The 21,625-nt window shown below is 45.6% G+C and carries 23 protein-coding genes; 8 read left to right on the forward strand and 15 right to left on the reverse strand.

Annotation, left to right across the window (positions count from 1 at the left end; genetic code table 11):
• Positions 1-29 precede the first annotated feature (29 nt).
• Positions 30-1,589, forward strand: a complete 1,560-nt coding sequence (locus tag IX95_RS12245; protein WP_038160354.1) for a methyl-accepting chemotaxis protein — start codon at positions 30-32, stop codon at positions 1,587-1,589.
• Between the two features lie 85 nt (positions 1,590-1,674).
• On the opposite strand, the gene IX95_RS12250 is transcribed toward IX95_RS12245, so the two are convergent.
• The 5 genes from IX95_RS12250 to IX95_RS12270 form a co-directional block, all read right to left on the reverse strand.
• Positions 1,675-2,355, reverse strand: a complete 681-nt coding sequence (locus tag IX95_RS12250; RefSeq protein ID WP_038160357.1) for a DUF1826 domain-containing protein — start codon at positions 2,353-2,355, stop codon at positions 1,675-1,677.
• A gap of 357 nt (positions 2,356-2,712) precedes the next feature.
• Positions 2,713-3,591 (reverse strand): 6-pyruvoyl trahydropterin synthase family protein, encoded by an 879-nt coding sequence (locus IX95_RS12255; protein WP_038160360.1) that lies wholly within the window; start codon positions 3,589-3,591, stop codon positions 2,713-2,715.
• Between the two features lie 394 nt (positions 3,592-3,985).
• A complete protein-coding gene (locus tag IX95_RS12260; protein WP_019276295.1) occupies positions 3,986-4,684 on the reverse strand; it encodes a VC0807 family protein in 699 nt (232 codons plus the stop codon).
• Between the two features lie 179 nt (positions 4,685-4,863).
• Positions 4,864-5,646 (reverse strand): type I methionyl aminopeptidase, encoded by a 783-nt coding sequence (gene map, locus IX95_RS12265; protein ID WP_200876937.1) that lies wholly within the window; start codon positions 5,644-5,646, stop codon positions 4,864-4,866.
• A complete protein-coding gene (locus IX95_RS12270; protein ID WP_006961764.1) occupies positions 5,639-5,863 on the reverse strand; it encodes a ParD-like family protein in 225 nt (74 codons plus the stop codon). Before IX95_RS12270 ends, map begins: the two co-directional genes overlap by 8 nt.
• A 328-nt stretch (positions 5,864-6,191) precedes the next feature.
• Between IX95_RS12270 and IX95_RS12275 the strand changes: the two genes are divergently transcribed.
• Together IX95_RS12275 and IX95_RS12280 are read left to right on the forward strand one after the other, a co-directional pair.
• Complete coding sequence (locus tag IX95_RS12275) at positions 6,192-7,499, forward strand: hypothetical protein (RefSeq protein WP_038160365.1); 1,308 nt, start codon at positions 6,192-6,194, stop codon at positions 7,497-7,499.
• Between the two features lie 163 nt (positions 7,500-7,662).
• Positions 7,663-8,460 (forward strand): Cof-type HAD-IIB family hydrolase, encoded by a 798-nt coding sequence (locus tag IX95_RS12280; RefSeq protein ID WP_038160368.1) that lies wholly within the window; start codon positions 7,663-7,665, stop codon positions 8,458-8,460.
• Positions 8,461-8,492: 32 nt separating this feature from the next.
• On the opposite strand, the gene IX95_RS12285 is transcribed toward IX95_RS12280, so the two are convergent.
• From IX95_RS12285 to IX95_RS12325, 9 genes are all read right to left on the reverse strand, one after another.
• On the reverse strand, positions 8,493-9,113 hold the full coding sequence (locus tag IX95_RS12285) for a hypothetical protein (protein ID WP_038160370.1): 621 nt from the start codon (positions 9,111-9,113) through the stop codon (positions 8,493-8,495).
• 87 nt (positions 9,114-9,200) lie between these two features.
• Positions 9,201-10,046 carry a DMT family transporter gene (locus IX95_RS12290; RefSeq protein ID WP_038160372.1) on the reverse strand — a complete coding sequence of 282 codons (846 nt, stop codon included), beginning with the start codon at positions 10,044-10,046 and terminating at the stop codon, positions 9,201-9,203.
• A gap of 143 nt (positions 10,047-10,189) precedes the next feature.
• Positions 10,190-11,962 carry a lysophospholipid acyltransferase family protein gene (locus IX95_RS12295; protein WP_038160376.1) on the reverse strand — a complete coding sequence of 591 codons (1,773 nt, stop codon included), beginning with the start codon at positions 11,960-11,962 and terminating at the stop codon, positions 10,190-10,192.
• Between the two features lies 1 nt (position 11,963).
• Positions 11,964-12,416, reverse strand: coding sequence for a hypothetical protein (locus IX95_RS12300; RefSeq protein ID WP_038160379.1), 453 nt, complete (start codon positions 12,414-12,416; stop codon positions 11,964-11,966).
• Positions 12,417-12,431: 15 nt separating this feature from the next.
• A complete protein-coding gene (locus tag IX95_RS12305) occupies positions 12,432-12,869 on the reverse strand; it encodes a YHS domain-containing (seleno)protein (RefSeq protein WP_006961785.1) in 438 nt (145 codons plus the stop codon).
• Positions 12,866-13,612, reverse strand: coding sequence for an NRDE family protein (locus IX95_RS12310; protein ID WP_006961786.1), 747 nt, complete (start codon positions 13,610-13,612; stop codon positions 12,866-12,868). The genes IX95_RS12305 and IX95_RS12310 overlap by 4 nt, the downstream gene beginning before the upstream one ends.
• A gap of 3 nt (positions 13,613-13,615) precedes the next feature.
• Positions 13,616-14,164, reverse strand: a complete 549-nt coding sequence (locus tag IX95_RS12315; protein WP_019276287.1) for a hypothetical protein — start codon at positions 14,162-14,164, stop codon at positions 13,616-13,618.
• 24 nt (positions 14,165-14,188) lie between these two features.
• The gene (locus tag IX95_RS12320; protein WP_038160382.1) at positions 14,189-15,319 is read right to left on the reverse strand and encodes a hypothetical protein; all 1,131 of its coding nucleotides are present in this window, start codon (positions 15,317-15,319) and stop codon (positions 14,189-14,191) included.
• The gene (locus tag IX95_RS12325; RefSeq protein ID WP_038160385.1) at positions 15,303-15,902 is read right to left on the reverse strand and encodes a DedA family protein; all 600 of its coding nucleotides are present in this window, start codon (positions 15,900-15,902) and stop codon (positions 15,303-15,305) included. The genes IX95_RS12320 and IX95_RS12325 overlap by 17 nt, the downstream gene beginning before the upstream one ends.
• A gap of 322 nt (positions 15,903-16,224) precedes the next feature.
• Here IX95_RS12325 and IX95_RS12330 point away from each other — a divergent pair, with 322 nt between their 5' ends.
• Together IX95_RS12330 and IX95_RS12335 are read left to right on the forward strand one after the other, a co-directional pair.
• Positions 16,225-17,001: an SDR family NAD(P)-dependent oxidoreductase gene (locus IX95_RS12330; RefSeq protein WP_031343434.1), complete on the forward strand. Its 777-nt coding sequence runs from the start codon at positions 16,225-16,227 to the stop codon at positions 16,999-17,001.
• A gap of 4 nt (positions 17,002-17,005) precedes the next feature.
• On the forward strand, positions 17,006-18,001 hold the full coding sequence (locus IX95_RS12335; protein ID WP_038160389.1) for an AraC family transcriptional regulator: 996 nt from the start codon (positions 17,006-17,008) through the stop codon (positions 17,999-18,001).
• On the opposite strand, the gene IX95_RS12340 is transcribed toward IX95_RS12335, so the two are convergent.
• Positions 17,998-18,903, reverse strand: coding sequence for a LysR family transcriptional regulator (locus IX95_RS12340; protein WP_038160392.1), 906 nt, complete (start codon positions 18,901-18,903; stop codon positions 17,998-18,000). The genes IX95_RS12335 and IX95_RS12340 overlap by 4 nt on opposite strands.
• A 111-nt stretch (positions 18,904-19,014) precedes the next feature.
• Between IX95_RS12340 and IX95_RS12345 the strand changes: the two genes are divergently transcribed.
• From IX95_RS12345 to IX95_RS12355, 3 genes are all read left to right on the forward strand, one after another.
• Positions 19,015-19,593, forward strand: coding sequence for a nuclear transport factor 2 family protein (locus IX95_RS12345; RefSeq protein WP_235202627.1), 579 nt, complete (start codon positions 19,015-19,017; stop codon positions 19,591-19,593).
• A gap of 13 nt (positions 19,594-19,606) precedes the next feature.
• Complete coding sequence (locus IX95_RS12350) at positions 19,607-20,569, forward strand: NAD(P)H-dependent oxidoreductase (RefSeq protein WP_038160395.1); 963 nt, start codon at positions 19,607-19,609, stop codon at positions 20,567-20,569.
• A 108-nt stretch (positions 20,570-20,677) separates the two neighbouring features.
• Positions 20,678-21,547 carry an alpha/beta hydrolase gene (locus tag IX95_RS12355; RefSeq protein ID WP_038160398.1) on the forward strand — a complete coding sequence of 290 codons (870 nt, stop codon included), beginning with the start codon at positions 20,678-20,680 and terminating at the stop codon, positions 21,545-21,547.
• Positions 21,548-21,625 lie beyond the last annotated feature (78 nt).

Here is a 21,625-nt window from a genome sequence, read left to right on the forward strand (position 1 = left end):
TTAAGCAGATTTGCATAGAGACGTTCAGAATGAAGAAAATAATCCTAATCGCGGTTTGTATCATGTTTGGCATTGCGGTGGCCGCCAGCATGATCTCAACCTACCTCATATCGAGCCAAAAAATCGATGAGATCATACTCCATAAATCACAAGTCCAAGCCGAATTCCTGGCTGGCAATGCAGGCTACATTCTTGAAAATTCACAACAACCCCTTAAAGACCTGCAAGCGTTAGTCAGCAAACTGAAACAACGCTCTGATGTTAGCTATGCGATTGTTATCGATAGCAATGTCACCGCTGTTGCTCACAGTGACAAACAAAAGCTCAATAAGACCTATGAAGACAGCTATACCGTAGATGGGGCAACGAAAGGCGTTCAGCAATACTCGAAATGGTATGCGGATGTACAACAAGTCTGGGTGTACGACATTATGGCGCCAATCTATGTCGACGGTAAGCTATACGGCACCTTTGACATTGGTATTCCCATTACCGAAGTCAGTCAGGCAACCAACGGCATTGTGGCGTATCAGTTGACATCTATGGTGGTGATCTTTGTGATTTGTGTGGCGCTGCTCTTCCTTCTGCTGGGCAAGTTGATGCAACCTCTTTCGGTACTGAAAAATGCTCTGCATGATATCTCTCAAGGGAACGGTGACTTGACGGTTCGCCTACCTATTAAAGGGAATGACGAAGTCGCTCAGATTTCTTCTGCATTCAACGTCTTTGTCAACAAAGTCCATGAGATCATTTCTCAAGTGGTCAGTACTGGTGCAGAACTTAACAACTCAGCGACCGCTCTTCGGCAACAATCTCAACATGCACTTGCCAGAGGACAAGAGCAAAACGAACAAACCATGCTGGTTGTGACATCAATGAACGAGATGATCGCGACGGTCAATGAAATCGCATCCAATGCCGCTGGCGCCGCAAATGCCGCGAGCACAGCAACAAATGAGGCTCAAGAGGGCCACAAAACTATCGAGAGCACGACCACAGCTATTACCAACTTAGAAACCGAGATGAACAGCACGTCGAATATCATCGTGAGTTTGGCCGATAATACTCAGTCGATTGGTTCTATTCTCGATGTGATTAGAGGGATTTCTGAGCAAACCAACTTATTAGCTTTGAACGCTGCTATCGAAGCTGCTCGCGCCGGTGAAGCTGGTCGAGGGTTTGCTGTTGTTGCTGATGAAGTACGTAATCTAGCAACCAAAACCGCTCAGTCGACCGATGAGATTGATGCGATGATTAATCGACTGCAAACCGAAGCTCAAAGTGCAGTGAGCTCAATGAACAATAGTAAAACCTTGATTGATCAGGGTACGTCACAAACTCAATTGGCACGACAATCACTGGAAGAAATCACCACCCAAGTGATGACCATTTTGGATATCAATACGCAAGTAGCAACCGCCACAGAGCAGCAATCTACCGTGGCCAATGAGATCAACATGAACATGGACACAGTGAGCAACTCAGTGAAACATGGCCTTAGTGCCAGCGAACAGCTTGAGCAATCCAGTCAGCAACTCGCAGAGCTTTCACAAGTGCTCGACAGCCATGTGGGTTCATTCAAAATCTAATCCGCGCCATACCGTCGACTAGATACTGTCGAAAAAGCCAGTAACCACCGTTACTGGCTTTTTTATTTGCTTGCCGTCAAGCGGCTTAACCGAAGTCCAACGTCATCAGTAATCTTGGCTGTTCAGACACATTCGAAGGCGAGCGGTGTACTAAGCCTGTCTCTTCATTGCCTTCCCATCTCCCACCCTTTAGCAACGCAACATCACCGCAAACAAGCTGCTGAATGTCCGACTCCTGACGATATAAACCAGAGACTGAATCCGGCTGTCCGTTTGCGCCACGTCCTAATTTTGTGCGATCGAGTACGTGGTTGGGTAACCATTGAGTCGCAACACCATGGTATGTGGTCACTAAGCGACAAGGCACTTGGTCAACATGAAAACGTGGGCACATTGCGCCGCTTAGTGTCGCTAAACGCAGGCCTGCCTGCTCTATGTCGAACAGATAACAAAACATATCAACCAGCTCGGCCATGTTCTCTAACAGCTTTTTAGACGCAGTGCCATCTGTCGCGTAATCTAGCGCTTCATAAGCTGATTCTGGCGATAGAGTCAGAGATTTGCTGAGATTCGGATTTGCAGCTACAAATTGGCTTACATCATCAACAAATGCCTGATCAAAGTGACGTCGCCAAATCGCTATGTTGACCTCGTCCTGATAGATGTCCCCCAACACAGTCGGTTGCTCCCCTAAACTGAAACTGGGCACCTCAATTGACGTATCTTGGGTACTGATGACCATCGGTTCAGCGACAACTGCATTCATTGAATGACCTCCTATGCGGCAAACGTATCGTATTCCTTTTACAACCTTGCCTGCTATCGATTGATAGCAGCAAGGATAACAATTGAAATGTTATAACATAACAAATAGAAAAACAAAAACAGCTTGCGGCCCAAGATTTACCGAGATGAATGTATAAGCTTTAAATAAAGGTGGCAGGCGCCGAGTGCAACTCATTGAGTTTGAAAGGCATTAGCATGAAAACCAATCACTAGTCTTCAAGAAGAGAGATAGGTAAGCCCGCCAGATGAGATGCTCAACCTTCTCTCCAGAGAACGTTGAGCGAGTATGCGCTGTAATAAATGAAACGCGAAGCGGGCTATAAGCGACTTAGTTCGACTAGCGGAACGCCATGGCACCCTTGCCTACGCCTTCATAAGCGATGATCTGCAAGGACTGATTAGACTCTAGGCTTGGCTTTACTTGATCAGCGATGTAGCCAGCTAACAGTTCTACTGTGGTATCAGTTGGCAGAATTTCTGTTTCACTCTTCGCGATAGCTAACTCAAATTCGCCCTGTGGCGCAGTATAGCGGAACCCATAATGGCTCTCGTCTGAGATAATTTGGGCACTTGAGCTCAAATTCAGCTTAGTTACAGATACCTGATCTTCGACAGAACCTAAATAGATATCTTCCCAACGTTTTGCGAACGCCGCTTCTTTCTCATTATCACGTTGTCCATCCACCAATATTTCAACCGGAGATCGGTGACCATGCGCAATGCGCTGGCAGTTACCATCGTGCTTTTTAAGGCCATGAGTGTAGTGATAAAACGCGCCGGTAATATTTTCGTGGCGAAGTGTGATTTCTAGTCCCGTCACGTTGCTTGGCAGGTTATCACGGAGGATGTGATAAACGTGCTCAGTCAGACTTTCGATAGTGATCGCTTCTGCATCAATCAAGCAGTAAGCTTCGTCTGGACATTGAAGGTGGATGCTTTTGTTGTCACGCATGACATCCAGTGTGGCATAACCGGGCTTGCTTGTGTTGTGAACGACAGCAGCGCTTTTCATCGGCACCAGCAGGCGGTGATCGACGTGTAGATCAACTAGGTGTTTAATCTGTTTCTTTACCTTGCCAAAGTCTAACACCATGCTCATTTCATTGAGCTCACCCGACAAGGTCACATCTAAAATCCAACTATCTCCCACGATGCCTCTGTGTTCACAAATGAATGAAGAATCGATAACGGTAAGATCTCTTACAAATAGGTTCAAGTTGAACTCCTTACTACTTTAATGAGATACGGGAGGCTGATTAACATTTCAGCAGGCACTTCGTCTCATTATTTGTGGTTGAATGAATTGGAGTGGCAGGATGTTACAACGGCTTTGCGAAGTCCACCTTTTTTGAATCTCTTTCACAAGAAAAGTGCAATCTCTATGCAATAGTCGCTAAAAGTCATGTAATTCTCTAGGCAGCCACACCTTAAGCGGGGTTAGACTCTACATTTTAGGCCATCAGAGGAAAACCCGCTTTGTTACTTCGCTGCTCATATTTCAACCTCTAATATTGCTCACGCCAGCCAAAATAAAACAAGCCTGAACGGTTATCCGCTCAGGCTTGTTGGGGGTATCTATGCTCTTCGGCTTGAATCTACCGATGCGATATCTACTTGTTGGTATGGAATATCTGCTCGGTTTCCAGGGAAGTCATTGCTCGAATTTGACGCCATAGGTAATAAAAAATACCAAACATCATCAGCATGCTTGGAATCGCAATGGCTGGATAGCTGTACAAAGTGAGCTTGCCCAACTCTTCGTTAAATTCAGGCGTGCCTGCAGGGCTGGTGACAATCCAAGTTGCAAGGAAATAGTTCATCGCAGAAGAAAACGCAAAGGTACTGGCGAATAGATAGTTTGATGACATCAGGCATCGCTCAAATTCTTGAGATTTACCGTTTTCTTCAAGGCGTTTGGTGATCAAAGAAAGGTTTAAAACCGTGTCGTTCAAGAGCATCTTCTGCATCAGCGGGTAACGAGTGAAAGTAGAGCCCAACACCGCTAAGCCGATCAGGCCAGGGATCAGTGCTTCTTTTAGAGCTAACCAACGTGTATCAAGCTCCAACAGACCGATGCCGCCCGTCAGTAACACACTGACAAAACCAAGCGCGGAAATGAAGTTGAACTTCTTATTACGGATAAGATCCATACCGCCGTAACCAATAGGGAAAAGCAAAGCGACCACAAGCGCCATTGCCGTGCCTAGGTGCTCTTCACCACTAAACTTCATCAATATGAATGAAGGGATGAATACGTTAAAAAGGATCTCAAATAATGGATTCGACTTTTTCGCCGTCGTGTTGCTCATAATTTCCTACTAACTCTATTATGTCGGCTGCTATTTACTTTGGGGGAAGTGTTCATTGCTTAGCGCGAGATGTAAAGCGCTAAAATGTCGAGTTGTGTAACGACTTATTAAATACATAAGCAACCAATACATTGACTCAAATGATACGTAACCCCACTCACGTCAACTCTATCACAACGCTAAGCACAGGACTTCTCTTCATTTCGCAGCGTCAGCACTTCATAACCCGTACTGGTTACCAGAACTGTGTGTTCAGATTGGGCGGACAACTTTTTATCACGGGTCACCACAGTCCAGCCATCTTTCTTTGTTTTTACTCTCGCCGTTCCCTGATTGATCATAGGTTCAATGGTGAAAACCATGCCCTCTTTTAGAGTCAGCCCGTGATTGGGGATTCCGTAGTGAAGCACTTGAGGCTCTTCATGCATTTCACGACCAATGCCATGCCCACAATATTCTCTAACAATGCTGTAGCCATGGGATTCAGCATAACTTTGAATCGCATGACCGATATCCCCCAGAGTGGCACCGGGCTTCACTTGTTTGATTCCCTGCCACATGGCGATGTAGGTCACTTCAACAAGCTTTCTCGCTAACGGAGTTGCCTCAGGCATCACGTACATCTTGCTTGAATCCGCAATGAAGCCATTCTTCTCCAAAGTGATATCCAGATTGATAATATCTTTAGGTTTCAAAAACTGGGAAGCTTTCGGGACTCCATGACAAACCACTTCATTGATCGAAGAGTTCAACACGTATTGATAGTCATACTGCCCTTTACTGGTAGGACGGGCTTTCAACTCATTAACAATAAAGTCTTCCACCTTATTGTTAATCTCCATTGTCGATACGCCGGGTTGTACATAGCTATCCAGCATATGGAACACCTCAGCAAGCAGGCGACCAGATTCACGCATTAACTCTGCTTCTGCCGCAGTTTTGATGATGACGCTGTTATTCAACCGTTTCCCCTTCCGCTGATGCCACATTGGCTGCTGAGACTTCTGCCGACTTCATCAGGTCAGAAATAATTTGATTAAACGACAGCTGAGGATGTAGCTCTGCCAACATACCCATTTTGATCCAAAACTCTGCCTGAGAGTTAATCGAACGAGACATCACGGAGCTGGCTTTTCTGATCTCTTCATGCAGCTCATCTGAAATTTTGACAATACCCAATATTATACGCCTTATATATAAAATGTATATTAATTGTATATATTTCGCTTAATCCGTCAAGCCAATTTCTGATCAGGTGAACAGAGGATTTGGAGCCTTGAATAGCAAACCAAAATACTCCTACTTGGGATTAATGGTCTAACCAGATATTGATAGCGAATCACTCATTCCTTACTGGGTTTGGTAATGCGCTATTGTTCATATTGTGTAGGAGTATTCGCACATAATGACTGGTTGACAAATGAGCAACAGCTGTGGTGCTCTAGGCAAGCAGACGCATCTAAAAAATACCGATTAAAGTAAAGTTCTAGACGGGGTATTGAAGAATATGATTACCGATTACGCAAAATATCTAAGCTCTGAGCTTCCAAATTACTGGGGCGAGATTAAAACTTCTTGGAAATCGCCAGAAAGTGGCAAATATATCTATCTAGAACTCACAAGTGGTCACCCTTTTCTTAAACACGTTGAAGACTTTGTTAACGAAAATATCTCTGCAAGAAAAGTTGTTTCACCGACTGCTGAAAACGCTCGTATGCACTATGCCTATGAGATGAAAAACAACCCTCAAAATAGCGAAATGATCGTTTCGAGAATGACGCGGAGAATGAAAGAAGGTAAGGGCGATGTTAAACCTCCAGAGTCAGCAAATATCTCGATTCGTTCTTTGAAAATCATCTATAACAAAGAGTTGCTAGCGACATATAAAGCGTTTCTCAATACCAATTACTCACTTGGCGAAAACTCAGCTAATAAAATTGGTGCCACCAAATTCCAGTCTAAGTTTCAAAATGACACAGAATATACGGACTTCTGTGCACCGGTGCTTAATCGAAGAAATGGCGAGTTGATGCTCTTTCACGGCACGTCACCTTATATCGGTGATTTAATTGCAGGTGGAGGGTTCAGACCAGACCTAGGGAAGAAAAATGCGAAAACAGGTTGCTATGGGATGCTTGGTCAAGGTGCATATTTCTCAGACAATTTCTCGAAGATTATGACCTATTCGACCTGTCCACAGTGTGGTGACTATCGCTGTTTTTGCAGAGATAATACAGGCCGAAAATTCAGTAAAACAGCACTAATCTCCAGAGTTTGCCTTGGACACTCTAAACTGTTTCCTCACCTTATCCATAAAGCAATTCCATTCACATCTGCCAGGAATGATTTTAGAAAAGTGAGTTCAGATCACGCCAAAGAGCTGGGTTATGATTCGGTCATTTCCAGAGGTACCAACAACAACTTCTGGAATATATCCAGTGGCAACAATGAATTTATGATCACTGGTGCCAGCCAAGCTTATCCGGAGATTATCTTTGATTATGTAATTGGTGAAGATAACGTGTCTGACAACAATTACTTTATCAACCTCATTTCAGATGCATTGGCGAAATACGATGGCGCAACTAAATTTCGACAAAGCAGTCAATCCAAACACGCTGTCAAAACGCTGAAAAACTTAGTAACACGCAGAGAGTCCGATAAACTGGTAACTGCGGTAAATTACTATATGTCGGTCTCAATCAAAAATAGCGTATTAGCCAGTCAGTATGGCAATCCCCTCAAGCCTGGCTCGCGTCTGCACAAAATGCTCCAGACTGCGATGGTAGAAAGTGGGGCATATCAGGATTATTAAAAAATTCTCTCAGACTGTGTGGCCTGACTACCTCAGGCCACAATCTGACTGACTCCTGCTCTGCATTTCTGCTTGAGATCGCCACAATTTCCTGTACTTTACCTGATATTCGCTTGAACACTTTTCGAGCCTTTCGCTTTCTGCATTTTTAGGTAAACACAACATGTCGCTTTCAGATATCAAATTCATCGCTGCCGATATGGACGGCACTCTGCTGGATGAAAACAGCCAGCTAAACCCTGAATTCTTCGAACTATACGAACAGCTTGAACAGAAACAGATCATTTTTGCAGCGGCATCGGGGCGTCAGTATTACAGCCTGATGGAGACTTTCTCTCCAGTTAAAGATCGTATGATGTTTGTCGCTGAAAACGGCACGCTGGTCATGCACCAAGGCAAAGAGCTTTACAGTTGCACAATCGATGGCAGTGCCATTGAAGCCATCATTCAACAGGCACGAGCAATTAGTGGAACACACATTGTGCTTTGCGGCAAAAACTCAGCTTACATCGAAACTCAAGATCCTCTAGCGTTGGAAGAGTTTGCCAAGTATTACCACCGCTGCGAGTATGTTGAAGATCTACTCAGCGTTGAAGAAGAGTTCATTAAAATCGCCATTTGCCACTTCGATGGAACTGAAGAACTCGTGTTCCCTGCCATGAACGAGCACTTTGGTGACAGTCATCAAGTGGTTGTGAGTGCTAAGATCTGGCTAGATGTGATGAATGCAGAGGCTTCAAAAGGCGCAGCCATTAAACATCTACAACAAACACTTGGCTTTAGTCATGAACAAACCATGAGCTTTGGCGACTACCTAAATGACTTAGAAATGCTCAAAGAGAGCTACCACTCCTACGCGATGGAGAATGCTCACGACACCATTAAGCAGACCGCTCGATTCCGCGCACCAAGTAATCGAGAGAATGGCGTCCTTAAAGTCATTAAGGACAAGCTGCTTTAAAGCGCATCAATTTAAAGCCCGTCACCGTCGTTTTAGGGCTTTTTCTCATCTTCGATTGTCACGGCGGCTTTTTCTTTCTCCGACAGTTCTGCGAGTTGCTGCGTGATTTCTTCTTGCCTCTTGGAACAGCGTTCAACTGCCTCTGCGGTCACCTTAAGGGCTTTAGCCATCTGAGACACATTGTGTGTTGCACTGAATACCGTACTCTGAAGTGGTCTTAGCAATAACCAGTACACAGCACCGATGACAGCGATCAAGATGACACCGACTAAAGCGACGATCAACACGATCTTAAACTGCAAATCGTCGAAAAATCGCTGACTATTTTCACTGACAACTTGTTGCGAGTACTGAATAGCGGCAGGGAAGCTAGCAACGGAGTCTCTGGAGATGGAGACCAGTTGATTGAGGTTGGAAATAGTCTCACTCAACGTCTGCTTTTGTTGTTCGGTCAGATTATCACTGTGCGCAATACCATCGAGAGCACCCGCAATGTTATCCAACGATGCACGAGTTTGATCGATGGAATTCTCTATCCCGTCCAACTCCAGCGTCACATTAACGTCAATAAATGCACTGTCACTCTCAGGTGGTTGCTGTCCAAAAGCGCTCAGAGAGATTAAAGCAAGCCCCAGCATCATCCAGATTTTCATCGATTACTTCTCATTAAATTCATATTTCTTCTCCATAATTTAGCTTTGATTTCAGCGCGTTACTGAGACACATAACAAAAACGAGAGTTAACTCCTGAAACGAGCAGTAAAAATCAGCGCTATGCCCCCTAAAATCAGCAATGACGACATGACTGCATTTAGAGTGATCGTTTCACCAAGTAGTAAACTACCCGCAATAAACGCAATTACAGGTACCGCCAACTGAGAAACAGAAGCTTGAAGAACGGAAAGTTGCTTTAAAACCTGATACCAAAGAATGTAACCGAACCCTGATGCGAACACCCCAGACAGTAGCGCCCACATTGCTCCCTGCGCAGTGACGGACTCCAATGAGAGTAATGCGGGGCTGAGCATCAGAGCCATCAGGCTCGCCACCAAAAAACCATGAGTTATCGACTGAGCAGCGTTGGCAGTATTACGGCCCAGCAATGTGAACCCAGCCCAACAAATACCTGAGATCAACATTAAAGCAGCGGAACCGAAATCGGGTGTCTCGGCAGACGGCAACATAAGCACAACAAACCCCGTCAGAGAAATACCAATGCCAATGCTCTCACCTATTTTAAGGCGGTTACCTGTCATTAAATGGAAAGCAATCAGTGCCATCTGAACCATTCCGAATAGAATCAACGCTCCCGTCCCTGTAGTGAGCTGGGTATACGCGAATGAAAAGCTTACCGCATAACCAAACAGTGCTCCCCCAGCCCACCAACTGGCTCTGTCGCTGACAAATTGGTAGTTCATCTGGCCTCTGAAAGCTAAGATAAGCCATAGCGTCACCGCCCCAGACACCAAACGAATCCAAGTAAATGAGCCAGGATCAATAGCGTGATTTGCGAGGGCAAACCGACAGAAAAATGAGTTAGCGACAAACGCAGTGAGCGCAGCGACAAGAAGAATAGATTTATGCATAAATTTCCCTTTCAACCATAGGATTGTATGGCGAAAGCTGAGGTTCAGGATAGCTCGGTTGTTTCTGGTTAATACTCGAAAGCTATATCGATAGACAATTAAAAAGCCGCGATGATTATCGCGGCTTAGACTCATGGCTGAGTTTAGTGAGACTGTTCACTGCTTAGTTGTGCAGAATGAATCTCTTGATACGCTTTCGCTTCATCCCGCCCCATATATTTACCTAATGTTCTGACTGGTACCGAAGTCAGGTCGACGACAATCAAGCCATCCAGCGCAAAGTTAAAGGCAGGGTCAACATTAAAGCAAACCAGCTTACCGTTCATTCCGAGGTATTGTCTCAATAACACAGGTAACCCCATGCCTTGCTCAAGGCGACTCAGCACTTTAGAGAGCAACGGTAAATCAGCTAATGAACTCAGCATGTCCGGACGCCAGAATTCCTGACCACTTTTCTCTAGTGGTGTGGTTGGCGATACAAGCTTTGCCTTCTCTTCATCGTAATAATGGACAGACATTACCGATGCAATCAGCTGTCTCGCGACCGGGCTGTAATCATTGCTGATACTGACCGGACCAAATAAATGTGTGTATTTCGGATGGCGCTCAACAAACTTGGCGATGCCTTTCCATAGCAGGAGTAAGGAATGCATGTTACGTTGGTATTGTTTCGACACCACAGAACGCCCAAGCTCAATCGACTGGCCTAACGTATCAACAAACGCTTCGTCATAGTTGAACAAGCTGGTGGAATACAGCTGCTCTATCCCACCTTTAGCGATCAGTTCATCCACAAGACCTAAGCGATAAGCACCCACTAAATCTTGGTTTGCACGGTTCCAGACAAACAACTGATGGTAGTGCGGGTCAAATCTGTCGATATCGCACGATAAACCGCTGCCTTCACCGACTTCACGGAAGCTCTCTTCACGCACACGGCCAATCTCCTCCATCATGTGTGGAATCACATCCGTTGGAGCGCAGTAAACATCAAAGTCACCTTGTTCGAGGAGCTTGTATTGTTCAATCTGCGACAACTCATTCTCCAATGTGGCAACACCAACAGGGGCAATGATTGGCTCGGCATCATCCGTCTGTAGTGCAGACGTCTGTGTCTTTCCCATGCTGCCCATTAAATACGTGTTCAGGCGGAAGTACTGGGTAATGTCTTCTTCATCCTCAAAACCTTTGATTTCTGAGAATGGAATAGCATTGCCGATTGATACGGATATCGTCTGCCCTGATTTGTTGAGCAGTTCACGTCCAAGTAGCGCCGTTCTCAGCAAAGGGTGGATTCGTCCCGCTTGATAGAAGAGCTTGCTGTTCATACCATTGATAAAAACCGGCACCGTTGTCGCTTCGGCATGCTTCACAAACTTAGCGACGGACTTACTCCACGCTTTATCGGTGATTTTATTTTCGTTTGCCTGCCAAGCGGAGACTTCGCCCGCAGGGAAGATAATCAACACCCCACCCTCTTTAAGGTGCTGATTGGCTTCTTTGATCGCTTTTCTGTTGGTCTGTCTGGCTTGTTCTCCACCAAATACGTTCACTCCAATGAACAGGTCATCCAGTTCAGGAATGCGTTTTAGCAGTTCATTCGCCAGCACTTTTACGTCCTTTCGCGCCTTAGAAATCAGAGACGCGAGAATTATCCCTTCAATGCCACCAAACGGATGGTTAGCAACAATCAGTACCGAACCTTCGGCGGGGATATTTTCCAGACTGCCATGGTCGACTTCATACTGGGTGCCAATTCGATTGAGCGCTTCTTGCATAAACTCAAAGCTGTCTTCCGGCAAGATATCTTGCTTGTAGAGGGCGTCGAGCGTTGATAAACCCGTTGCCCACTCCACCATTGACTCACCAATACCAAACGGCGTTTTTCGCGGTAATCTGAAAGGACTATCCAACATATTAAGCTCCTTTTGCTAGCAGGTTGTTGGTAAACGTTCCTTCCGTTTTCACATCACGGATGAAGAGGAATACACCGCACGACCAAACAATACATGCCATACCGAATAGCAAGCCACCGTCGTCACCAACAATCTCACCCATAGCGTTGAACTCAGGCATTACAATGCCTAATGGTGTGAATAGGTGGAAGAAAATCGCACCTGTCATGATGCCAGCACTCATTGCCGCACCAACACCGTGTAAACGAGTAAACAGCAGGATTGAGGCAATCAGCTCGGAAAAACCAATTAAGTAACCACCGTAAACACCAAACCATTCAATCCCTGACCATTCTCCCAAAGTGCCAAAGATATGGTCTGTCTCGTAAGAACCAGAGAACTTGAAGAACAACGATTGAATAAAAACAAAGGCAATAAACGCTGAAGGAATATGCTTAATCGGAGAAAATTTCATAGAGGGAAGTCCTTGTTAGTTAACTAAAGTTGGCCAATTGATATCAGCTTGCTTGATGTGACCAGCGCGGTCGTCATCCCACCAGCTTTTCACTTCTGCGTCATAGTTTAGGTAAAGCTTACCGTCGACGATCGCCCATTGTTTTGGATCCGCTGACGCAAAATCGTTTTTAGCTGAAATCGCCCACGCGCAGTAACCGCCATATTGAGGAGCGTAAGCTTCAGGGTCTGCTTTAAATTTGTCTAAATTTTCCTGAGAAGAGAAATACCAGTCAGCGCCCTCATATTCGACTTGCCACTTGCTGTCTCCTTTAACAGGTTTACCTTCGGTAAAATAGGCAACCGTGTCATAACCGCTCACTGCTTTGCTGCTGAATATTCCGGTGTAAATTTTATCTGCTGACCAAGATGGGAAACTGACTAACATGATTAAAAGGGCAAATAACTTCTTCATTTGAAGACTCCTTGTTCTACAACGTCGGCCTTCAAACAACTTTGTGTCGTTCGAAAATCAACATTGCGGTGATTGTCGATTGATTGGTAATTCATCTCTTGTTTAGTAGAAGACACGACAACTGAGGTAAAACTTACAGTGCGAGCGTCATTTCTTTCCATAAGAGGAGAAAGGTGCGGATAGCTGTCATCAAACGTCTGATGAAAGCGTTTACCTATCTCTTCATCTGGCGTCGTCAACACTAATTCGTTAAACAAACTTAGGCGATATTGTCTCGCGTCTTCGTAGTGCAAAGCCGCCGAGACTATCGGAGCAAACGCGTGTGAACGCGTAAGCTGCTCCCCATCCCACGTCCACAATACGGTTTCATTCGCCGTTCTGCGTGTATCGAAAGAAACCACAGTGAAAGGTGCAAAATGTGTCAGTTCCATTTCCAACAGTCGAGCATCGACAGTCTGACTGGAACAACTGCTAGCAAGACGTTTAATGATCATACCCCGACTGGTTAGCGGACCTTTTGGTGTCTTCCCTTGGTAGAAGTTAAGCAAACACACAGTAACACCGTGCTCGTTGGCGGAAATCCAACTGCCTCCACCCACAGGGTCAATCGGCATCACACAGTGCACACCATCAATGACCAGACTTTGTGGCTCAAGCGCTGGCAGGCGAGAACGCTGCTCGTCGCGATTGAAATAAACCTCGTAGTGGTTATTGCCATGATAAACCCAAGATAATGTACACATAGATTACTGCGCCCTTTGGTAAGTTGCCGTCGTTGGTGCGACGCCAAAATGGCTATCTGATGCCACGCCTCTTAACGATGCCACGACTTTCGCCATCGCAAAGTGATGCGTAGCGTGCAACGCGGCGAAAGTAATTTCGCGGACAAAGGTCGAAGTCACTTCTTCAACGTGCGTTTGAGAGAGCATCACTTCTGTTTCAACCTGAACAGGTTGATTCAGTTCATTGGCTGGTAAACCAAACAGCCACTCAATCAGCTCAGCTATCTCCTGCTTAGCGACATTAATATCTCGCTCGACGTTATGACCGCGGCGGCGAACGTTGTAATCAATTTTGTCACGGTCCAAACGAATCGCATGAAATAGGTCAAGCCAATGACGATAGTGCTCACCAATCGAGCTGCTCACATGAGGCTGGGCGATATAAGTATAATCTTCCGGTTGCAGCGTTTCTAAAAACTCGTAGCCCTGATTGAGCGTCTCAATACAGCCGACAACGGCCTGAGAAGTCTGAGATTTAGCAAGCATGGCTGAAAGCGTCGAAGTATTCTTCATAAACATTTTTCCTGCGCAGAGCTATTAATCGGTCATGGGATAAAGCTGAGTCAGCAATTTTTCTTCTCGCCACGCCCGTAGTAGCGCACCCAGAGAAGGCGTCTGATGGCCTTGCTGTTTGTGTTTAGAGCCAATTTGATAAAGCAAACGGTACTGCTTAAGCAGCGTACTGAAGATATGCGACAGTGATGTGTCGCTGTCCCAAATATGCGCAGCTTCACTACTCGCACCATTAATTTCGAGAATATCGAACGCTTCACCACGCATTAATGCATTGATATCTTTAAATTTCACATCAAGGCGACCGTAGTTAAAGCCATCAAAATCACCGAGAACTTCATCCAGCTTTTGCTCGAGAGCCTCTGTGATAAATTGATTGCCATCGCGGAAGATACAACCACGTGAATGGCTACCCGCAAATGCCAACTGAAACTCGTCCCCTTCCGGAATAACTACATCGAGATGTTCGCTATGACGAGGCAAATACAAATGCTGAAGTTTGCCTGCACGTGGACAGTGTTCAATCAACTGTTTGAGTGAAGAGCGTCCATCACCCGTTACACGTGGGGAGTATTTAAGAGTGATGGAAATAACCTTACCTCGCTCCTCTCCCGGTTGTCTGACATAAAATATGCCCGCTTCAGCACTGTAGTCCGAGCGAACTTGCAACAGAAAGCGTCCTTGAGAAGGGAACTGAGCAATATAGTCTTTGAGTTGTTGGTCGCCATTCACCAACTTGACCCCAACCCCTCGGCAACCCAAATCAGGCTTTGCCACAAGAGGGTAAGTAATTCCTTGCTGTTTGAGTTGTTCTTTTGCTTGTGTAAACAATTGCTCTTCGTCGGTGTCAGATTTCTCCAACGTAATGAAAGGCAAAATCCACTGGCGCGTAATATCTCCAGCCGCGCTGAAAATGTCGTGTTTGGATTCTCCAACCATACCGCTAAGTTTGATCGCAGGGTTTGCAATCAGCGGCAGTGCCCAATCTCTGTGATACAGGCTTAATGCTGCACTTTGGACAACCACAGGGGCATAAACGAACCAAGCTGGTAAAAATTCAAATGGCGAGATGACTCTTTTCGGTTCATGGAGAACTGGCATTCCCGCATTGACCTTTCCTTGTGGAATCATTTCGACATTAGCGAGCTGTGTCATAAGAGCCTCTTAAGAATGTTTTTGTAATAATTTTATTGAGCATCCACATTAAGCATAGACCTGCCGGAATAAGCACCCAGCTTACGTGACCCTCTTTCAGCCAAGCCACACTGCCTAACTGATAGAACGAACCAAAAATCAAAGCAGTCCAAAGCCCTGTTGCACCAATCACCGCGACAAAAAATCGCATCATAGGCACATCAAGAAAACCGCTTAGCGTGAAGCCCACCGTGCGTAGGCCAGGAATGAAACGAACAATAAACAGGGTGATAAACGCGCTCTGGTGAAGTTTCTTCTTCACTTGACGGACACGTTGATATTGGAAAATTCGATATCGTAGGAAGCGTACACGTTGTGCACTTTTCCCCATCAGATAGAGGCCAAGATCTCCTGTAGCAATCCCAACGAAGATAGCCGCTAGCGCCATACTCATTGGCATTAGCTCTTGTACTGCGAGCGTTGCCGCGGTCACTATGGCTAAGTCTTCCAGTAAATAAGAAAGCAGGATGATGCCAACAAACAGCATTGCGACTGATGTATGCCCAGCGTACAACCATGCCTGTATCTGATTTGCTAACTCCATCTCTAACCTCAGCAATACTTCTTCAAATGTTCAGCGCTACTCGCATAGGCCGGCTAACTATCCATGGCGTTTATTACTACGCCATGGTTAACAAGATAGGGAAATCAATAAGAAAATTTCACATACATACAATTTAGTTGAAAAAAATCCGCTAAGGGGAAGAAACCACTGAGTTTTTTCGCGATACAGATCAAGACTCGATGGCACAATTCGCGAGTAAGCTGTCATTATCTGCCAGTGCGTGGCGCGATCAGATTGCTTAATATTTCCTCAACGACATGATGCAACCTAGCAGAATGGCAGTCACAGTGAGGAAAAAGAGATGATAGAAACAGCATTAATCACAGGTGCTTCTGGCGGTATAGGACTAGAGCTAGCGCGTATACACGCTGAAAAAGGTCGAGATATGATTTTAGTCGCCCGCTCTGAAGACAAACTTAACGAGCTTAAACAAGAGCTCGAAGCGAAACATCAGACGCAAGTGTATGTCATTGCTGAAGATCTGTCCGATCCTCTTTCCGCTGATCGTATTGCCGAGAAAGTTAAAGAGTTAGGACTTGAGATTGACATCCTCATCAACAACGCTGGCTTTGGTGGCCATGGTCTTTTCCATGAGCGCGAACTGAGTGCCGATCAAGCGATGATGCAAGTGAACATGATTACACTCACTAACCTGACCCATCATTTTCTGCAAGATATGGTCGCACGTAAGCGCGGAAAAATTCTCAATGTCTCGTCCACTGCTTCCTTCATGCCGGGCCCGCTGCAAGCAGTCTATTACGCAACTAAAGCCTATGTTACTTCATTTACTCAAGCGATAGCCGAAGAAGTCTCTGAATACAATGTGACTGCCACTGCTTTATGCCCTGGTGCGGTTGATACCGGCTTTGTTAAAGCAGGAGATTTAGATGGGCTCGATGTGTGGAAGAATGCCAAATCCCCACGATCTGTCGCTGAATGTGGCTATAAGGCAATGGAAAAAGGTGAGTTGGTCGCTTTTAATGAAACAGGGTTGAAGCTTATGCTTAACTGGGTGGTTCCCCTACTACCACGTAAAACTGTGCTAAAAATGTCACGTCAATTTATGGAAAAAAACTGACACCATGAAAAGAGCCAACAAATTTATCATTGCGCCCAACTGGAAGTTACTGCTCAGTGATATGCAAATTGACCCTGCTGATGTTCTCAAATTCGCAGAGTTACCCGCCGACCTGTTTAACCGTGAGCACGCCAGTTTGGCGCCTCACGAATATTTCCAGCTTTGTCACGGAATGGAGCTAGCCGCCGGGGAGCGTGAAGTTCCTTTGTTGCTTGCGGAAAACTTTTCAGTGGAGTCATTTGATGCACCTGTCTTCGCCGCGATATGTAGCCCGAATATGAATGTGGCACTCAGGCGTCTGAGCCAGTACAAGCCACTGATAGGGCCGATGGTTTTGACCGTCAATCAGGCAAAGAGCTTTACCGAATTGACCACCAGCTGTTACGGCCACCGTGGTCCACTGCCTCGTGCGTTAGGACTGATGGAGTTAGTATTCTTTACGCAGCTCATACGCACAACCACCCGTGAGAACGTCAAACCCATTCGCTTGTCTCTGCCTGAACTGCCTGAGCAATTATCTCTGTACGAAGACTATTTCGGCTGTACGCTAAGCAAAGGTAAAAGCGTGAGTATTCGTTTTTCAGCGCAGGACGCCGCACGTCCCTTTCTGACTTCAAATTCAGCCATGTGGGAATTTTTTGAAACCAAACTCAACCAGAAATTAGCTGACTTAGATCAGTCCGCCTCAACCGCTGAGCGCGTGAAGGCGGTTCTCTTAGAAGCCTTGCCAAGTGGGGACAGTTCTATTGAAGGTGTTGCTGAAAAACTGGCAATGAGTAAGCGCACACTCCAGCGCAAGCTCAGCAGTGAAAAAGAGAGCTTCCAGGTATTGCTGCAAAATGTGCGTGCTGAGCTAGCCGACCATTACTTAGAAAAATCTCAGATGTCTCTAGGGGAAATCTCTTTTCTGCTCGGCTTTCAAGAGTCCAACTCCTTTATTCGTGCCTACAGTTCATGGAAAGGGGTGTCACCGGGCTACTTTCGCGAGCAGTGTCATTAATTTGATAACGCGCTTTTCTCCAGCAGGAAGTCAATCAGGACTCGGACACGCTTAGCTTTTTGGGTGTTCTTATGAAAATAAACGTAGAGCCCAGAGTAAGGTGCCCAATACTCCTCAAGTACTGGTACTAGTTGCTTAGAGGCAAATAGATCTTCCACCATAGGATCGACAATTCTGCCAATACCTAAACCTTTTAGCGCGGCATCCAGCATTAACCCGGTATCATTAACAACTAGGGCATGAGGCATTTCCACCGTTAATCGTTCCCCCTGATTGCTAAGCTCTAAGGGTGCAAGCTGATTAGAAGAAATGAATCGATACTGGACGAGTTTATGTTGCTTGAGAGCTTCGGGTGAGTCAGGCATTCCGTACTGCTCAATGTACTCCGGAGAGGCGAACAAGGCTTCCCTCATCGCTGGCGTCAGCTGCCTCGCGATCATGCCTTCCTCGACGCGATCACCAAAGCGAATACCCAGATCAAAACCTTCATTGAGAATATCAATTGCCGCATCAGAGATAGATATTTCCAACTGAATATTGGGGTAACGCTGGCAGAACTCCGCGTATATAGGCTGAAGTAGGTATTGATAGACAAATCGTGGGGTTGTCAGCCTGACTTTGCCGGACGGCACTTTGCTAAGATCACTGATACTCTCAAACGCCAGACTCAGATCTGACATCGAATCCGATGTCCTCAGATGCAACAAGCGCCCTGCTTCCGTTAATTCAATACGTCGAGTTGTGCGAGTAAACAAAGGTAGCCCCAGTTGTTCCTCCAAGGCTTTCAATGCATTACTCACAGAAGGTGAAGCCACTTCAAGCTTCTGCGCCGCTTTTGTAATGCTCCCTTCACGCACAATGGCATGAAAAACCGTTAACTGATTGAAGATAGTGCCATTCATCTCAAACCCTCCAATTATTAGCTCAAGACTAACAATTATTTAGATAAATACTATCTAATCATTACGAATCAATTCTCTTAGACTGATTTCCATACCAACAGCAATCACGTAATGAGTGAGGAAATCATGTTCAGAACCATCAAATCTGTCGCTCTTTTAGCAAGTACTATCGCCTTTTCACATTCCGTGTTAGCGCAGTCAGGAGTCGAAAACATGTCAGCAATTCAAGACGCCAAAGCGATTAATAATGCCAAACTTTGGCCCAAACCCGACAACCCAGTAGCAGTTGGCTCTGAAAACAGCGAAGCACTCAAAGTCGTGCAAGGTTTTTTCGCCGCTTACGCCAAAGGTGACCTTGAAGGAATAAAACAATATGTCTCTGAAGAGGTGGAATGGCACATTCCCGGTCGCCACTCCTCAGCAGGCACAAAACGCGGCATCACCGAATTTACCGAGTTCTTCAGCAAACTTGGACAGGCAGGATTTAAAGCGGAAGTCATGATTCTTGCGGCAAATGATACCTATGTCATTGATGCTCACCGTGGGTTCAGTACAGCTGCCGACGAAAATATCGACCTGAACTGGATTCTTCTCTACCAAATTGAAGACGGTAAGATCAAACGCGTTCAAAATTTTTCAGGTGATTTATACACCTCTGACGCTTTCTTTAACGCATTTTTTGCTCAGTAACGGGAGAACCATCATGAGCCAAGTATTAGTCATTTCAGGTCATCCTGATCTTAACGCTTCTTATACCAACACCGTTATTTTGGAGCAGATCCAAAGCAATTTGAGTGATGTGGAAGTACGTCGCCTCGACAGTCTTTACCCAGACTATCGAATTGATGTAGCGGCTGAACAACAAGCGATGTTAGCAGCGGATGTTATTGTGCTTCAGTTCCCATTCTATTGGTATGCGGTTCCCGCGTTAATGAAGAAGTGGATCGACGATGTCTTCAGTTTCAACTTCGCTTATGGGCCTGAGGGTGACAAGCTGAAAGGTAAAGATTTCATTTTATCCTTTACTGTAGGCGGTCCTGCTGAAAGCTATGATCCGCTGGGCTACAACCATTTCACGGTTGAGCAGATGCTTCATCCTTTGCAGCAAACCGCTTATCTTGCTGGAATGAACTACCGTCAACCTATCTACACCCATCGCATGGTTTACATTCCAAACGTATATAACGAGTTGGAGGATGTTCAAGCGCGCGCAAAAAATCATGCAGAGCGTCTGTGTTCGCAAATTTCGGAACTACTGACTTCACCAACAACACGAATTAATAAATTCATCACCGAATGGTTTGCAAGATTTGACGTATTACCAGAGGACAGCGATTTCTTTACGCGCCATCTTGCACGAGACCTCACCCTTTCAATGCCTGAAGGACAATTCCTTGGTCATGAGGGATTTCGTGATTGGTATCGAATTGCACTAGAAACATTTAAACCCAACTGCCAACACTTGGTAGAGCAAGTCGAAGTCATACCCAATGGCGATAAGTTTGACGTAAAACTACGAGTCCGCTTACTGGCAGACACTTATCCTGATTCCACCTTTGTCGGTCAATCGGTGAACATTTTAGTCGATGAAACTTGGCAAGTAAGCTTCGATACACAAGGTGATGTTCTTATCCACAATTATCTTGTGGCACCTGTCGTGAGTTAATCACCAAGAAGTCCCTGCTTTCGAGCCGGGACTCTGGATATCTTTTCTACCGTAGATGTATCAAGCATCTGAAAATACTATTTAGTCAGCCAAATAAAGAGCATGCTCATGAAATCTATCATTCTAAATACTCAAATCGGAACACTGGCCGCCAATCTGTATCTTCCTCAAGAAATCAAACAGACACCACCCGTCGTTATTGTCACTGGTGCTTGGACAACAGTGAAAGAACAGATGCCCGCGGTTTACGCCGAAGCTCTAACTAAACAAGGTTTTGCCGCTATTACTTTTGACTTCAGAGGCTGGGGTCAGTCGCTGGATGAAGTTAAATATCTGGAAGAGCCTGCAAGAAAAATAGAGGACATACGAGCGGTTATTGATTCACTCGCTCAACGCGAAGATATCGATGGCTCAAACATTTTTGGACTGGGTATTTGCGCCTCCTCTGGCTACATGCTGGATGCAGTAGAATCAAACCCGCACATCCGAGCTGCGGCGGCTGTCGCTCCTTGGCTACACAACGCCGACTTAGCGAACGCTATCTATGGCGGCGAAGCCAGTGTTCAAAACCTCATTCAGTTAAGTGAAGACGCTGCACACGGTGAACAAGCTGTCTACATTGAAGCAGCAAGTACGACAAATCAGAATGCGTTAATGTACCAAGCGCCATACTACACAGAAGCCAATCGTGGACAAGTGGCTCAATATGACAATCTGTTCAATGTCGCTTCTTGGAAAGGCTGGTTAACTTATGATGCGGTTTCCGGTGCAGCAGATCAGGACAAACCTATTTTATTGGTTGCTTCTGAGGACATGGCTTTACCTGATGGCACGCATCAGTATCTGGAAAATGCCAAAGATAACGTAAGTGCTATTTGGTTGGAGGGCGTTTCGCAATTCGATTTTTATGATGTGCCCGTGCATGTAGAGAAAGCGACTCAAGCAGTCGCACAGCATTTCCGCATCCACATTAAGTAAATTCAGCACGACTTCCACTGCATCAAGCCCTGAACTTATCCGGCGGGGCTTTCTTCTCATCTAGTATCACAATTACGA

Source organism: Vibrio sp. B183, assembly GCF_000740665.1.
GTDB classification, from domain to species: domain Bacteria; phylum Pseudomonadota; class Gammaproteobacteria; order Enterobacterales; family Vibrionaceae; genus Vibrio; species Vibrio coralliilyticus.

Excerpts from the sequence above, each read along its gene's own strand:
- IX95_RS12245 (WP_038160354.1), top strand. The coding sequence starts at position 30 with ATGAAGAAAATAATCCTAATCGCGGTTTGTATCATGTTTGGCATTGCG.
- IX95_RS12250 (WP_038160357.1), bottom strand. The coding sequence starts at position 2,355 with ATGAATGCAGTTGTCGCTGAACCGATGGTCATCAGTACCCAAGATACG.
- IX95_RS12260 (WP_019276295.1), bottom strand. The coding sequence starts at position 4,684 with ATGAGCAACACGACGGCGAAAAAGTCGAATCCATTATTTGAGATCCTT.
- IX95_RS12275 (WP_038160365.1), top strand. The coding sequence starts at position 6,192 with ATGATTACCGATTACGCAAAATATCTAAGCTCTGAGCTTCCAAATTAC.
- IX95_RS12280 (WP_038160368.1), top strand. The coding sequence starts at position 7,663 with ATGTCGCTTTCAGATATCAAATTCATCGCTGCCGATATGGACGGCACT.
- IX95_RS12285 (WP_038160370.1), bottom strand. The coding sequence starts at position 9,113 with ATGAAAATCTGGATGATGCTGGGGCTTGCTTTAATCTCTCTGAGCGCT.
- IX95_RS12290 (WP_038160372.1), bottom strand. The coding sequence starts at position 10,046 with ATGCATAAATCTATTCTTCTTGTCGCTGCGCTCACTGCGTTTGTCGCT.
- IX95_RS12295 (WP_038160376.1), bottom strand. The coding sequence starts at position 11,962 with ATGTTGGATAGTCCTTTCAGATTACCGCGAAAAACGCCGTTTGGTATT.
- IX95_RS12300 (WP_038160379.1), bottom strand. The coding sequence starts at position 12,416 with ATGAAATTTTCTCCGATTAAGCATATTCCTTCAGCGTTTATTGCCTTT.
- IX95_RS12305 (WP_006961785.1), bottom strand. The coding sequence starts at position 12,869 with ATGAAGAAGTTATTTGCCCTTTTAATCATGTTAGTCAGTTTCCCATCT.
- IX95_RS12310 (WP_006961786.1), bottom strand. The coding sequence starts at position 13,612 with ATGTGTACATTATCTTGGGTTTATCATGGCAATAACCACTACGAGGTT.
- IX95_RS12315 (WP_019276287.1), bottom strand. The coding sequence starts at position 14,164 with ATGAAGAATACTTCGACGCTTTCAGCCATGCTTGCTAAATCTCAGACT.
- IX95_RS12320 (WP_038160382.1), bottom strand. The coding sequence starts at position 15,319 with ATGACACAGCTCGCTAATGTCGAAATGATTCCACAAGGAAAGGTCAAT.
- IX95_RS12325 (WP_038160385.1), bottom strand. The coding sequence starts at position 15,902 with ATGGAGTTAGCAAATCAGATACAGGCATGGTTGTACGCTGGGCATACA.
- IX95_RS12330 (WP_031343434.1), top strand. The coding sequence starts at position 16,225 with ATGATAGAAACAGCATTAATCACAGGTGCTTCTGGCGGTATAGGACTA.
- IX95_RS12335 (WP_038160389.1), top strand. The coding sequence starts at position 17,006 with ATGAAAAGAGCCAACAAATTTATCATTGCGCCCAACTGGAAGTTACTG.
- IX95_RS12340 (WP_038160392.1), bottom strand. The coding sequence starts at position 18,903 with ATGAATGGCACTATCTTCAATCAGTTAACGGTTTTTCATGCCATTGTG.
- IX95_RS12345 (WP_235202627.1), top strand. The coding sequence starts at position 19,015 with ATGAGTGAGGAAATCATGTTCAGAACCATCAAATCTGTCGCTCTTTTA.
- IX95_RS12350 (WP_038160395.1), top strand. The coding sequence starts at position 19,607 with ATGAGCCAAGTATTAGTCATTTCAGGTCATCCTGATCTTAACGCTTCT.
- IX95_RS12355 (WP_038160398.1), top strand. The coding sequence starts at position 20,678 with ATGAAATCTATCATTCTAAATACTCAAATCGGAACACTGGCCGCCAAT.